This is a genomic window from Thalassospira lucentensis MCCC 1A00383 = DSM 14000, assembly GCF_000421265.1.
Lineage (GTDB): Bacteria > Pseudomonadota > Alphaproteobacteria > Rhodospirillales > Thalassospiraceae > Thalassospira > Thalassospira lucentensis.
In genome coordinates, this window is sequence record NZ_ATWN01000010.1 from 129,247 (window position 1) to 142,050 (window position 12,804).

11 protein-coding genes are annotated in these 12,804 nt (G+C 54.1%); all 11 read left to right on the forward strand.

Annotated elements, in window-relative coordinates; genetic code table 11:
- Nucleotides 1-28 precede the first annotated feature (28 nt).
- The gene (locus tag K355_RS24465) at nucleotides 29-967 is read left to right on the forward strand and encodes a hemolysin family protein (protein ID WP_022733741.1); all 939 of its coding nucleotides are present in this window, start codon (nucleotides 29-31) and stop codon (nucleotides 965-967) included.
- Complete coding sequence (lnt, locus tag K355_RS24470; protein WP_022733742.1) at nucleotides 960-2,534, forward strand: apolipoprotein N-acyltransferase; 1,575 nt, start codon at nucleotides 960-962, stop codon at nucleotides 2,532-2,534. Before K355_RS24465 ends, lnt begins: the two co-directional genes overlap by 8 nt.
- A gap of 86 nt (nucleotides 2,535-2,620) precedes the next feature.
- Complete coding sequence (locus K355_RS0118985) at nucleotides 2,621-3,115, forward strand: helix-turn-helix domain-containing protein (RefSeq protein ID WP_022733743.1); 495 nt, start codon at nucleotides 2,621-2,623, stop codon at nucleotides 3,113-3,115.
- A 308-nt stretch (nucleotides 3,116-3,423) separates the two neighbouring features.
- Nucleotides 3,424-4,596 carry a methionine adenosyltransferase gene (gene metK, locus K355_RS0118990; RefSeq protein WP_022733744.1) on the forward strand — a complete coding sequence of 391 codons (1,173 nt, stop codon included), beginning with the start codon at nucleotides 3,424-3,426 and terminating at the stop codon, nucleotides 4,594-4,596.
- A 136-nt stretch (nucleotides 4,597-4,732) separates the two neighbouring features.
- A complete protein-coding gene (trmB, locus tag K355_RS0118995; RefSeq protein WP_022733745.1) occupies nucleotides 4,733-5,452 on the forward strand; it encodes a tRNA (guanosine(46)-N7)-methyltransferase TrmB in 720 nt (239 codons plus the stop codon).
- A gap of 495 nt (nucleotides 5,453-5,947) precedes the next feature.
- Entirely contained in the window at nucleotides 5,948-6,487 is a 540-nt protein-coding gene (rimP, locus tag K355_RS0119000; RefSeq protein WP_022733746.1) for a ribosome maturation factor RimP, read from the forward strand.
- A 9-nt stretch (nucleotides 6,488-6,496) separates the two neighbouring features.
- The gene (nusA, locus tag K355_RS0119005; RefSeq protein WP_028791761.1) at nucleotides 6,497-8,065 is read left to right on the forward strand and encodes a transcription termination factor NusA; all 1,569 of its coding nucleotides are present in this window, start codon (nucleotides 6,497-6,499) and stop codon (nucleotides 8,063-8,065) included.
- Nucleotides 8,066-8,083: 18 nt separating this feature from the next.
- Nucleotides 8,084-8,674 carry an RNA-binding protein gene (locus K355_RS0119010; protein ID WP_022733748.1) on the forward strand — a complete coding sequence of 197 codons (591 nt, stop codon included), beginning with the start codon at nucleotides 8,084-8,086 and terminating at the stop codon, nucleotides 8,672-8,674.
- A gap of 80 nt (nucleotides 8,675-8,754) precedes the next feature.
- On the forward strand, nucleotides 8,755-11,436 hold the full coding sequence (gene infB, locus K355_RS0119015) for a translation initiation factor IF-2 (RefSeq protein WP_022733749.1): 2,682 nt from the start codon (nucleotides 8,755-8,757) through the stop codon (nucleotides 11,434-11,436).
- Between the two features lie 17 nt (nucleotides 11,437-11,453).
- Nucleotides 11,454-11,873 carry a 30S ribosome-binding factor RbfA gene (gene rbfA / locus K355_RS0119020; protein ID WP_022733750.1) on the forward strand — a complete coding sequence of 140 codons (420 nt, stop codon included), beginning with the start codon at nucleotides 11,454-11,456 and terminating at the stop codon, nucleotides 11,871-11,873.
- Nucleotides 11,873-12,799 carry a tRNA pseudouridine(55) synthase TruB gene (gene truB / locus K355_RS0119025; RefSeq protein ID WP_022733751.1) on the forward strand — a complete coding sequence of 309 codons (927 nt, stop codon included), beginning with the start codon at nucleotides 11,873-11,875 and terminating at the stop codon, nucleotides 12,797-12,799. The genes rbfA and truB overlap by 1 nt, the downstream gene beginning before the upstream one ends.
- Nucleotides 12,800-12,804: the final 5 nt, after the last annotated feature.

Genomic DNA, 12,804 nt, shown 5'->3' on the forward strand with positions numbered 1-12,804 from the left:
TAGTCAACGCGACGACGACCACGAGAGTATGCGCCCTCGCATCGGCGAGGAGATCAGTCAGGAAGCCGACGGCGGCTCCTTGTGGGGGAATGTGGCCTCGGCCCTTGGGTTGAAGCGTAAGCCACGCAACGGCGAGGCATCTTTGAGCGATACGCTCGAAGAGCTGGCCGAGCGGACCGAAGAAGATGACGAGCCCGTCTCGCTTCATGAACGGTCCCTGTTTGAAAATATCATCGCATTGCGCGATATGACGGCCGAGGATGTTATGATCCCGCGTGCCGATATCGTTGCCGTATCGAAGACCATTACGCTTGATGCGCTGGTTGAAGTGATGGTCAAAAAGGCGCATTCGCGTCTGCCGGTTTATGGCGATACACTCGATGAAATTGCCGGCATGGTGCATATCAAGGATGTGCTGGGCTGTGTTGCAGCTGGGCGTGAATACAGCCTGAATGCCCTTGTCCGCCGGGTTTTGTTTGTATCCCCCGCCATTCGTGTGCTTGATCTGTTGTCGGAAATGCGCCTGTCACGCACGCATATGGCGCTGGTGGTTGACGAGTTTGGCGGCATTGATGGCTTGATCACGATTGAAGACCTTGTCGAAGAAATCGTCGGCGAGATTGACGATGAACATGACGTTGATCAGGCGCCAAAGCTGATCCGCCTGTCTGACGGGTGCTATATCGCTGATGCCCGGTTTGAGGTCGAAGACCTTGAAGAAAAGCTGGGCTTTGGGTTGCTTGATGATGAAGAAGACGAAGATATCGACACCCTTGGCGGGCTTGTGTTCTCTCTGGCGGGTCGTGTTCCGGCGCGCGGCGAGTTAATCGAACATCCCACTGGAATTCAGTTCGAAGTGCTTGAAGCTGATCCACGCCGCATTCGCAGATTGCGCATTCATATGGTGCGTCGTGACACGCTTGTGCCCGGTGATGGCACTTCTAATCAGGAAAAAACGGATGATTAACACTGTGGCGGCACGTCTTGCTGGCTTGTCTGGCTGGCGCAGGCGTTTTGTCTGGTTGATATCCGGGGCGGTTGCGGTATTGGCGCTGCCGCCCTTTTTTGTGATCCCGGTATTGCCGGTTTGTTTTGCCGTGCTGCTCTGGAGCCTTGAAGGGGTTCGGTGCAACAAGGGGGCACTTTCAGCGGGTTGGTGGTTTGGAACAGGGCATTTTGCTGCTGGTTTTTACTGGGTCAGCCATGCCTTTCTGGTACAGCCGGAAATTTATGGCTGGATGATCCCGTTTGCTCTGCTGGGGCTTGGCGGCGGGCTTGCGGTTTTCCCAATGCTGGCTGTTTGGGCCAGTTGGCGTTTGACCGACGGATTGGTGCGCCGTGTTGTGCTTTTAGCCGTTTTCTGGGCGGTGGCGGAATATCTGCGCGGCCATATCCTGACCGGTTTCCCTTGGAACCTGCTGGCGCATATTTGGGCAGTTGATGCGGCACCAATGCAATTTGCGTCAATTGTCGGTGTGTATGGCCTATCGGTGGTAACCGCGCTTTTTGCGACGTTACCTGCGGCTGTCATTGCGGGAAAACGCGGTCGGTTAGCGGCCCTTGCCGGGGTTTTGATCGCAGTTGCCCTTTGGGGTGGTGGAGCCATACGTCTTTCGCTGGTGGGGCCTGTCCAAACGGATAAAATAGCGCAGATTGATCCCAATGTGCCTGTGGTTCAGATTGTTCAGCCCAATATCGCGCAGCGTGATAAATGGCGGCCTGATTTGCAGCGCCAGCATTTTACCAAACTAATTGATATGTCACGCAGGCCTGCAGGCATGGATCCGGCGCAAAAGCGTATTGTGATCTGGCCAGAAACGGCGGCAACATTTTTTGTTGAAGATCAACCCGTGGCACGGTCGCAAATGGCTGATGTCTTGGGGCCGGATGATATCCTGATTACCGGTGCACCGCGGACCTATCCGCGCGATACAGATGAATACAAGGTCTGGAACGCAGTTCAGGTTGTTGATTCCAGTGGTGAGATCGTAGCCAGTTTCGATAAGTTCCACCTTGTGCCTTTTGGCGAATATGTGCCGTTTCGGTCCATCCTGCCATTTCCCAAACTAACGGCTGGACGGACAGATTTCTCCGCTGGCCCGGGGCCTAAAACACTCGAAGTGCCGGGGATTCCGAGTTTTTCACCCTTGATTTGTTATGAGGTGATTTTCCCCGGTGCGGTTGTGGATGATGCAAATCGCCCAGAATGGCTTTTAAATGTCACCAATGATGGTTGGTTTGGTAAGAGTGTCGGCCCCTACCAACATCTGGCGGCAGCGCGCTTTAGATCCGTCGAAGAAGGTCTGCCATTGATCCGGGCAGCCTATACTGGCGTATCGATTATGTATGATCCTTATGGCCGAAAACTTGCGGAACTGCCCTTAAGTACAAGTAATATCTTGGTGCACCCCCTTTTGAGCAATCAAAACCATACAACAGTATATTCTTTGTGGCGTGATATTCTATTTTACGGTATTGTTGCCTTCCTCGCCGTTCTCGTTATGGGATATAATCGGTTTTTAAAATCCCTTTAAGCGGCTGTCTAAAGCACCGAACCGTCTAGAGATTGTCCCATCTAAATAAAGACGGGTAGGTCGGAGTGAGAGAAGGAAAAAGTCATATGTCGCCTAAGGATGAAAACACGATAGTAAAAAACACGCGTGGGCGCGGTCGTGGCCGGACTGCCAATGGCAAACCCAATCCTGTTGATATTCATGTTGGTGCGCGCGTTCGGTTGCGCAGAACGCTGCTGGGGATGAGCCAGGAAAAACTGGGCGAAGCCATTGGGTTGACCTTCCAGCAAGTCCAGAAATACGAACGTGGTGCGAACCGTGTCGGGGCGTCACGCCTTTATGATCTGTCGCGTGTTCTTGAAGTGCCGGTATCGTTCTTCTTTGATGATATGCCCGATGAAATCTCATCGAAATCGGTTCACGAGCGCCGCGAGATGTCCGAAAGCCCGGACCCGTTCGACAATGATCCAATGAACCGGCGTGAAACGCTTGAACTTGTGCGTGCCTACTACCGGATTACTGATCCGAACCAGCGCAAGAAAGTCTTTGAACTGGTCAAATCGATGGGTGCAATTGCCGCGGCTGAGCCTGACCAGAAGTAAGTCGACCTGACGACTGAACCAAATTAAGGACGCATTCCAAAGTCATCGGGAGTGCGTCTTTTTCTTTTGGCCCCGGATCGCATGCACGCTATGCAATTTTCTGGTTACGTTTTTGCGTCAATGATGCTTGACGTTAAAAAGATCATCAGGCAAAAGCGTCATGCAGCTTCAACAAAGCTTGCAGATTGTGGACGGATTTGGACCGCTTGCCACCACACAAAAAAAGGCTAAGTGGGCGCTATCGATACAGACATGTATTGAGAGCCCTCCGGTCCAGTTTTGGAAACCCATTACCGGAGAAGGTCTTAATGTCACTTTCCGAATATCTTTTTACCAGTGAATCCGTTTCTGAAGGTCATCCGGACAAAGTTTGTGACCGCATTTCCGATTCCATTGTTGATGCATTTTTGGCCGCGGACGAAGATTCGCGTGTTGCCGTTGAAACGCTTGCGACCACCAACCGTGTGGTGCTGGCTGGCGAAACCCGCGGTCCCGAAAGTGTGACCAAGGAAGTCATGATCGAAAAGGCCCGCGATGCCATTCGCGCCATCGGTTATGAACAGGAAGGTTTCCATTGGAAAACCGCCGAGATCGAGTGCCATGTGCACGAACAGTCCGCCGATATCGCACAAGGTGTCGATTCAGCCGGCGAAAAAGATCTTGGTGCAGGTGACCAAGGCATCATGTTTGGTTACGCATGTGACGAAACCGATGAATTGATGCCGGCCCCGATCCAGTTCTCACATCGCATGTTACGTGCCATGGCAAAAGATCGTCATTCAGGTGTCGCAGCCCAGTTTGGCCCGGACGCCAAAAGCCAGGTGACGCTTCGCTACGTCGACGGCAAACCAGTTGGTGCGACCTCGGTTGTGGTATCGACCCAGCATGCCGATGGTCTGAGCCAAGACGACGTTCGTGCACTGGTTCTGCCTTATGTCGAAGCAGCCCTGCCAAGTGGCTGGTTGCCAGCAGAAGACGAGATTTACATCAACCCGACGGGCCGTTTTGTTATTGGTGGTCCTGATGGTGACGCGGGTTTGACCGGTCGTAAAATCATTGTTGATACCTACGGCGGTGCGGCTCCGCATGGTGGCGGCGCATTCTCGGGCAAAGATCCGACGAAGGTGGACCGTTCGGCTGCTTACGCGGCGCGCTATCTTGCCAAAAACGTGGTTGCTGCCGGTCTGGCAGAGCGTTGCACCATTCAGGTTGCTTATGCGATTGGCGTATCCAAGCCGTTGGCGCTGTATGTCAACAACCACGGCACGGGTAATGTTGATGAAATCAAACTGGGCAGTGTTCTGCGTCAATTGATGGATCTGAGCCCGCGCGGCATTCGCGAACATCTTGCGCTGTGCAAGCCGATCTATACCCCGTCTTCTGCCTATGGTCACTTTGGTCGTAAGCCAACCGAAGACGGCGGGTTCTCTTGGGAACGTACCGATCTGGTCGGTGATCTCAAGTCGGCATTTGGTGCTTAGGCAACAGCATTGCAAAAGGGCGATTTGCTAAAATTGCCTGACATGATATGACGCGGGCGGCTCCCAACGGTTTTGGAGCCGCCCGTTTGATTTTAATGCTTCGAACTTTTTCGTTTCCGTTCTGACAGACAAGATAATGCGCAATAGTAACCGACCCATCCCGACACCGGACCGCCCGAACTTTTATGGCCGCCGTGGCAGCCGGCCGCTTAAGGATACCCGGCGTGTGCTTCTTGATAGACTGATGCCCAAGTTTGGCATTGGCTACCCTGATCAGAACGGTGTTGATCCTAGCAGCTACTTCGATGACACGCCCGATCAGGTGTGGTTGGAAATCGGCTTTGGTGGTGGCGAGCATCTGGCGGGTCAGGCGCAAGCCAACCCCAATGTCGGTATTATTGGCGCTGAACCGTTTTTGGATGGTGTGGGCAGCCTTGCCCGTCATATTGATGAGCGCGGCCTGACCAATGTGCGGATCATTGCCGATGACTCGCGCCCATTGCTTTATAAGCTTGTTGATGCGTGCTTTGATCGGGCGTTTTTGCTGTTCCCCGATCCGTGGCCGAAAAAACGCCATGCTGAACGCCGCTTTATCGGCCCGAAAAACTTGGCACTTCTGGCGCGTCTGCTTAAAAACGGGGCAGAGTTCCGAGTTGCCAGTGACGATATGCAATATATCTCCTGGACGTTGCAGCACATGCACAACCATCCCGATTTCGAATGGTTGGCCGAAGGTGCCGATGACTGGCGCGCACCACCCGAAGACTGGGTGAAAACCCGCTATGAGCAAAAGGCGCTGCGTCAGGGCAAGAAATGCAACTATCTGCGATTCCGGCGTAAGCCACGTAACGGCTGATTAGGCCGGTTCTTGCGCGGTCATTCTGCGTACGCCGGGAGTCGCTGCTTTTGATGTCGGGCTTGCCCGTGATGCGCGCACGTACCATCGCATTGCCGATATGCGCGGGGGAACTATTTTACTCTGTTTTGTCACACTAGCTTGATTTGAGAAAATGTAGTGCTGAGAAAATTGGCGCATGTTGTGCTGTTGCGCAGCAGTCAAATGGTCCTAATAGGGGGCGCAAAATCAAGTGCTTGGCGCCATGGGGTGGTGTGATCTTGCAATATGGACACCTTAATATCGCGGTTGGTCTGATTGCATCAAAACGGTGAGTGATTGCGGAGTTCTGTCCTGTTCTTGGGAATCCCACGGTTGAAAGGCTCTCGCAGCGGGTATCCCGACTTGATTTCTGCGCAAACCGGCTGTATAAAGCCGCCAAGCTTTTTGTAAAACCGGACAAAGAGTGGGCCTTGCGCCCGCTCTTTTGTGCATTTTGGGGTATGGCATCGCTATATGGCCGAACTGATTGGACAGCAGTTAAAAGACCCGTTGATGGCGAAGGTCACGGAAATTATTGAACCGTCGATCAACGCGCTGGGTTTTGAACTTGTCCGCGTCTCCATGACCGGACAGGACCACAATATCCTGCAGATCATGGCAGATCGTGCGGACGCCAAAGGCAGCATCAATGTTACTGAATGCGCCGAAATCAGCCGTACTGTTTCTGCCCTCATGGATGTCGAGGACCCGATTTCAGGTGCGTATCACCTTGAAGTCAGTTCCCCGGGTATCGACCGTCCTTTAACCCGTGCACCGCATTTTGAAGTGTGGAAGGGGTTTGAGGCAAAGGTCGAACTGACGATGGCCCAAAATGGTCGTCGCCGTTTCAGCGGTTTGCTGGATGGGATTGAAGATAATGCGGTCGCCCTGATTGTTGATGGCGAACGTGTCTTGTTACCGCTGGCCGATATCGCGAAGTCGAAATTGGTGTTGACGGATGAATTGATCGCGCATGTCACCGGCCAACGCCGGACTGACGACACCGCAGAATAGAGGTTGGATATGGAAGCCACTTCGGGAATGCCACGGCCGGAACTTTTGCAAGTTGCTGATGCCGTTGCCCGTGAAAAGGGCATTGATCGTGATGAAGTTCTTGGCGCAATGGAGCAGGCCATTCAGAAGGCTGGCCGCTCCAGATATGGCCATGAACATGACATCCGTGCCCATATCGACCGTAAAACCGGCGAGATCAAACTCGCGCGTTTCGTTGAAGTCACCGATGACATCGAAAACGATTTTACGCAGATGTCGCTCGAACAGGCGCGTATCCGTGATGAAAACATCAATCTGGGTGAATTCCTGATTGATCCGCTGCCGCCGATTGATTTTGGTCGTATCGCTGCACAGACCGCCAAACAGGTTATCGTTCAGAAAGTGCGCGACGCAGAGCGTGAACGTCAGTTCGAAGAATACAAAGACCGTGCCGACGAAGTCATCAATGGCTTGGTCAAGCGTGTTGAATTTGGTAACGTTCTGGTTGATATCGGACGTGCCGAGGCCATCCTGCGCCGCGAAGAGCTGATCCCGCGTGAAACAGTACGTCAGGGGGATCGCGTTCGTGCGGTGATCCTGGATGTGCGCCGCGAACAGCGCGGCCCGCAAATCTTCCTGTCGCGGACTCATCCTGCTTTCATGGCCAAACTTTTTGCCCAGGAAGTACCGGAAATCTACGACGGTATTATCGAAATCAAATCGGTGGCCCGTGATCCGGGTTCGCGCGCTAAAATCTCGGTTCAGTCGTCAGACACCTCGATCGATCCGGTCGGTGCCTGTGTCGGTATGCGCGGTTCGCGTGTGCAGGCGGTTGTTGCCGAATTGCAGGGCGAAAAAATCGATATCATTCAGTGGTCGGAAGACCCGGCAACCTTTGTTGTGAACGCATTGGCTCCGGCCGAGGTCACCAAGGTTGTTCTGGATGAAGAAACCAATCGTATCGAAGTCGTTGTGCCGGATGATCAGCTGAGCCTGGCCATTGGTCGTCGCGGTCAGAACGTGCGTCTGGCTTCCCAGCTGACCGGTTGGGATATCGATATTCTGACCGAAGAAGACGAAAGCGAACGTCGTCAGGAAGAAGCGCGCAAGCGTGCGGAAATGTTCATCAAGGCACTTGATGTTGATGAAGTTATCGCCCACCTCCTGGTCGCCGAAGGCTTTACCTCGATCGAGGAAGTTGGCTATGTGCCACTGGCCGAGCTGGCAGAAATCGAAGGTTTCGAAGAAGAAATCGCCGAGGAACTGCGTACCCGTGCACGGACCTTCCTGTCGGACGAAGCTGAACGTCTTCAGAAACGCCGCGAAGAACTTAAGGTTGCTGACGATCTGGTCGAATTTAACGGCCTGTCGTTGGCAGTTGTTGTGCGTCTTGGCGAGAATGAGGTTAAAAACCTTGAAGATTTCGCCGATCTGGCAAGTGACGAGCTGATCGAATTTGCCGGCGATGCCGACAATATCACCATGGATCAGGCGAACGACATGATCATGGAAGCCCGTCGCAAGCTTGGCTGGTTCGAAGGTCTTGAAGAAGAGACCGTTGAGACTGCTGACGAAGCAGTTGAAAGCGAACAGGCCTAAGGCCGATCGGAGGACGCCATGTCGCATCGCAAAGGCGGCAAGGTAGCCGAGGTTCCGGAACGCCGGTGCATTGTCACCGGCGAGGTCCGGGCCAAGGAAGATCTTCTCAGGGTTGTAATCGGACCAGATGGTTCGGTTGTTCCCGATCTTGAGGAACGGTTGCCGGGACGGGGATTATGGTTGTGCCCGTCGCGGGATGTGATAAATACCGCCTGTGCAAAGAATGCCTTTGCCCGGGCAGCGCGGCAAAAAGTCGTGATCGACCCCGAGCTTGCTGACCGGATCGAGCAGCTGCTAACGCAGAAATGTCTTGATCTGTTGTCGCTTGCACGACGTGCCGGTCAAGCCGTTGCCGGGTTTGAAAAAGCACGTGCCCAAATTGCTGAGGGTGCGGCTCTGATATTGGCAGCACGCGATGGTGCTGCAGACGGAAAATCCAAGATCGAGGCCAAGGCCCGGGATCTGCCGATTTATTCCGTTCTGAACGCTGCTGAAATCGGCGCGGCTTTTGGTCGTGAAAAAGCAGTACATGTGGCCGTTGCGCCAGGAGGCCTGGCCAAACGGCTGGGTCGCTCCTTGAAGCGGCTTGAAGGATTTCGCGCAGTCTGACAACAGGCGTGCGCCGGACGGACAGGACAGGGTCGACATGTGAAGTCGATCCCGCAGGAAATGAGGAAGTTGGACGGATTATGAGTGATCGCGATCAGGAGAAGAAACCGCTGAGCCTCAACAGATCGAAACTTGAATTGAGCAAGACGGTCGAGGCAGGGCAGGTTCGCCAAAACTTCTCACATGGACGGTCAAAATCTGTGACCGTCGAAGTGCGCAAGAAGCGGACATTCGAAAAGAACGAATCCGGTCGCTTCCGTGAAGTGAAAAAGGATCTCGTTGCCGAGGAGCCACAGGCGGCGCCAGAAGCACCGGAAGCCAAATCGGCACCGGAAGCTAAAAAGGAACCGGTTAAAGAAGTAAAAAAGCGTCCGGTTGTCGAAGATCAGGGCAATCTGACCAACAGTGAGCGTGCAACCCGCATGGCTGCTTTGAAGGCTGCTGAAGAGCGCCGCAAGCAGGATGAGGCGGATGCCGAGGTGCGTGCACGCGAAGAAGCTGCGCGCAAGGTCGAAGAAGACGCCCGCAAGGCAGAAGAAGCCAAAGCGGCAGAAGCTGCCGACAAAGCAGAAGATGCTCCGGTTAAAGATGGCTCGATGTCTGTCGAAGACGTTGAAAAGTCGATTGCGGCATCAACGGCCAAAGGCAAACCGTCCAAACCAAAACCGGTTGGTAAGCCAAAAGCAGCCGAGGAAATCATGCCTGGTGAGCCGGCAGAACCGCTTGTTCCCGAAGAGCGTCGTCGTACGGCCCCTGCTGCTGCCAAGACCAAAAGTCGTAAGGAAATCGACGAGGAAAATGCTCGTTTGGCAGCACGCAAGCGTGCCGAAGAAGAAGCAAAGGGCGGGGCTGCGCGCGCCAAAACTGATGATGGCCGTCGCCGTGGCAAACTGTCGATCAACAATGCCATGAGCGGTGACGAAAGTGGTCGTCGTCGTTCAATGGCATCGATCAAGCGCCAGCAGGCCAAAGCCAAGGCCCGTGCTCAGGGCCCGCAGAAACCTAAGGAGAAAGTCGTGCGTGATGTGGTCGTTCCTGACGTCATTACTGTTCAGGAACTTGCCAACCGTATGGCCGAACGTGCAGCTGATGTGATCAAGTCCCTGATGGGCATGGGCGTTATGGCGACCATCAACCAGAGCCTTGATCCAGATACCGCCCAGCTTGTGGTCGAAGAATTTGGCCATAACATGAAACGTGTTTCGGATGCTGATATTGAAGAATCGCTGGTATCGGTTGATGAGAATGACGACAATCTGATTGGTCGTCCGCCGGTCGTGACCGTTATGGGCCACGTTGACCATGGTAAAACCTCTTTGCTTGATGCGCTGCGTGCAACCGATGTCGCCGGTGGCGAAGCCGGTGGTATTACCCAGCACATTGGTGCCTATCAGGTCACCATGGCAACCGGTGCGAAAATCACCTTTATTGATACCCCGGGCCACGCGGCATTTACCGAAATGCGTTCGCGCGGTGCGAAGGTTACCGATATCGTTGTTCTTGTTGTTGCAGCCGACGACTCGGTCATGCCGCAAACGATCGAGGCCATCAGCCATGCCAAGGCAGCCGGTGTTCCGATGATTATTGCGATCAACAAGATCGACAAACCGGGTGCCGATGCATCAAGGGTTAAAACCCAGCTGCTTCAGCATGAAGTTGTGGTTGAGGAAATGGGCGGCGACGTTCAGGCTGTCGAGGTTTCGGCCAAACAGCGTCTTGGTCTTACCGAACTTGAAGAAGCCATTCTGCTTCAGTCCGAGGTTCTTGACCTTAAAGCCAACCCCAAACGTGTTGCCGATGGCGTTGTCGTCGAAGCCCGTATGGAAAAAGGCCGTGGTCCGGTCGCAACCGTTCTGGTTCAGCGCGGGACGCTGAAAACCGGTGATATCTTTGTCACGGGTGCAGAATGGGGCCGTGTTCGTGCGCTGGTCGATGATCACGGTAACCGTGTTGTCGATGCCATTCCGGGCATGCCGGTTGAGGTCACTGGCCTGAACGGTGTTCCAGCAGCGGGTGATGACTTCGTGGTTGTTGAAAACGAAGCAAAAGCACGTGAAGTTTCTGATTTCCGTCAGCGTCGTATCCGCGAAACGCAGGCTGCGGCGATGAAGAAATCCGCGCTTGAGAACATGTTCGCGCAGAGCGGTGAAGTTAAAGAACTTCCGATTGTCATCAAGGGTGACGTTCAGGGGTCGGTCGAGGCGCTTATCGGGACCTTGCAGAAGCTTGGTAACGAAGAAGTCTCGGTTCGCGTCCTGCACAGCGGCGTTGGTGGAATTAACGAGTCGGATGTCACACTTGCCCGTGCATCGAACGCGTTGATCATCGGCTTTAACGTGCGTGCAAACCAGCAGGCCCGCGAACAGTCGCGTCGTGATAACGTTGATATTCGGTATTATTCGATCATCTATGATGTTGCTGATGACATTAAAAAGATGCTGTCGGGTATGCTGTCGCCGGAAGTTCGCGAGAAGTTCCTGGGCTACGCCGAAATCCGCGACCTGTTCACCATCTCTGGCAACAAGATTGCTGGTTGTATGGTTACCGAAGGTACCGTCAAACGTGGTGCAGGTGTCCGCCTTCTGCGCGACAACGTGGTCATTCACTCCGGCGAGCTGTCGACCCTGCGTCGCTTCAAGGACGAAGTCAAAGAAGTCCGTGAGGGCTATGAATGTGGTATGTCGTTCGCCAAGTATAATGATCTGCAGGCCGGCGATATGATTGAGTGCTTCGAAAATGAGGAAATCGCCGTCGAACTGTAAGGCGGTGAGGATCTGAAATGGCGAAGCAACCAGCCAAAGCACCAAGTCAGCGACAGCTCCGAGTGGCGGAAGAAATCCGTCAGGCGCTGTCGCAGGCGTTGGAACGCGGCGATATTTACGAACCGGAACTGACCCGTCGCCCGGTTACCATTACGGGTGTCAGTCTTTCACCGGATATGCGCAATGCTATGGTATCCTTTACGCCGCTTGGCGGGGGTGAGGCGGAAGCCTCGCTCAAGGCGCTGACGCGCCAGAAGGGTCACCTGCGCAATCATGTGGCCCAGAAGGTTCACATGAAATATGTGCCGGCATTGCGATTTATCGAAGACAAAAGTTTTGATGTCGCCGACCATATCGGAGCTTTGTTGCGCGATCCGCACGTTGCTCAGGATCTTGCGGATGGTGGTTCAAACGAACCGGAAAATGAGGACGACTGATGGCGCGTCGTCGTCGCGGTAAAAGCATTAATGGCTGGTTGGCGGTCGATAAACCACTGGAGATCACGTCATCAACCGTGGTCAATCAGGTGCGTCGTCTGTTAGATGCAGCCAAAGCCGGACATGGCGGGACACTTGACCCATTGGCGTCTGGTGTGTTGCCAATTGCTTTTGGCGAAGCAACCAAAACGGTTGCTTATGTCATGGATGGCAGCAAAAGTTATCGTGTTACGCTGAAGTTCGGCGAAGCACGCAGCACGGATGATGCAGAAGGCGACGTTATCGAAACGTCTGATCATCGTCCGAGTGCAGACGAAATTAAGGCCGTGCTGAATGAATTTACGGGTGAAATTCAGCAGGTGCCGCCAAAGTTTTCGGCGATCAAGGTCAACGGCAAGCGTGCCTATGACCTTGCGCGTCGCGATGAAGAGGTGGTGTTAAAACCACGTCCGATTCTGATCAAGGATCTTCGACTGGTCGATATGCCAGATCGCGATCATGCTGTGTTCGATGTCATATCGGGCAAAGGGGCATATATGCGATCTTTGGCGCGCGATATTGCGCTGCGCCTTGGTACTGTTGGCTATATCGCCGCGCTTCGCCGGACTTCGGCGGGGCCGTTTTCGGAGGGTGATTCCATTCGCTTGCAGGATCTGCTCGAAATGGACCCCGAAGAGGTGTTGAAGAAAATGCTTCCGGTTGAGACCGCGCTGGACGACATCCCGGCGCTGGCCCTGACCGAAGTCGAGGCGCAACGCCTTTCATCTGGCCAGTCCGTAGGACTGTTGCCGGTTGCAAAGCGAAGTGCCCTCGAAAACCCCGTCGTGCAGGACGAAATCGTCTGTGCCATGCTCCATAACCGCGCTGTTGCGTTGGCGGAGATAAGTGGTGGCGAAATTCGGCCCGTACGTGTTTTTAATCTCTAAAGGCG

Excerpts from the sequence above, each read along its gene's own strand:
- K355_RS24465 (WP_022733741.1), top strand. The coding sequence starts at position 29 with ATGCGCCCTCGCATCGGCGAGGAGATCAGTCAGGAAGCCGACGGCGGC.
- K355_RS0119010 (WP_022733748.1), top strand. The coding sequence starts at position 8,084 with ATGTCGCATCGCAAAGGCGGCAAGGTAGCCGAGGTTCCGGAACGCCGG.
- trmB (WP_022733745.1), top strand. The coding sequence starts at position 4,733 with ATGCGCAATAGTAACCGACCCATCCCGACACCGGACCGCCCGAACTTT.
- truB (WP_022733751.1), top strand. The coding sequence starts at position 11,873 with ATGGCGCGTCGTCGTCGCGGTAAAAGCATTAATGGCTGGTTGGCGGTC.
- infB (WP_022733749.1), top strand. The coding sequence starts at position 8,755 with ATGAGTGATCGCGATCAGGAGAAGAAACCGCTGAGCCTCAACAGATCG.
- K355_RS0118985 (WP_022733743.1), top strand. The coding sequence starts at position 2,621 with ATGTCGCCTAAGGATGAAAACACGATAGTAAAAAACACGCGTGGGCGC.
- rimP (WP_022733746.1), top strand. The coding sequence starts at position 5,948 with ATGGCCGAACTGATTGGACAGCAGTTAAAAGACCCGTTGATGGCGAAG.
- rbfA (WP_022733750.1), top strand. The coding sequence starts at position 11,454 with ATGGCGAAGCAACCAGCCAAAGCACCAAGTCAGCGACAGCTCCGAGTG.
- lnt (WP_022733742.1), top strand. The coding sequence starts at position 960 with ATGATTAACACTGTGGCGGCACGTCTTGCTGGCTTGTCTGGCTGGCGC.
- metK (WP_022733744.1), top strand. The coding sequence starts at position 3,424 with ATGTCACTTTCCGAATATCTTTTTACCAGTGAATCCGTTTCTGAAGGT.
- nusA (WP_028791761.1), top strand. The coding sequence starts at position 6,497 with ATGGAAGCCACTTCGGGAATGCCACGGCCGGAACTTTTGCAAGTTGCT.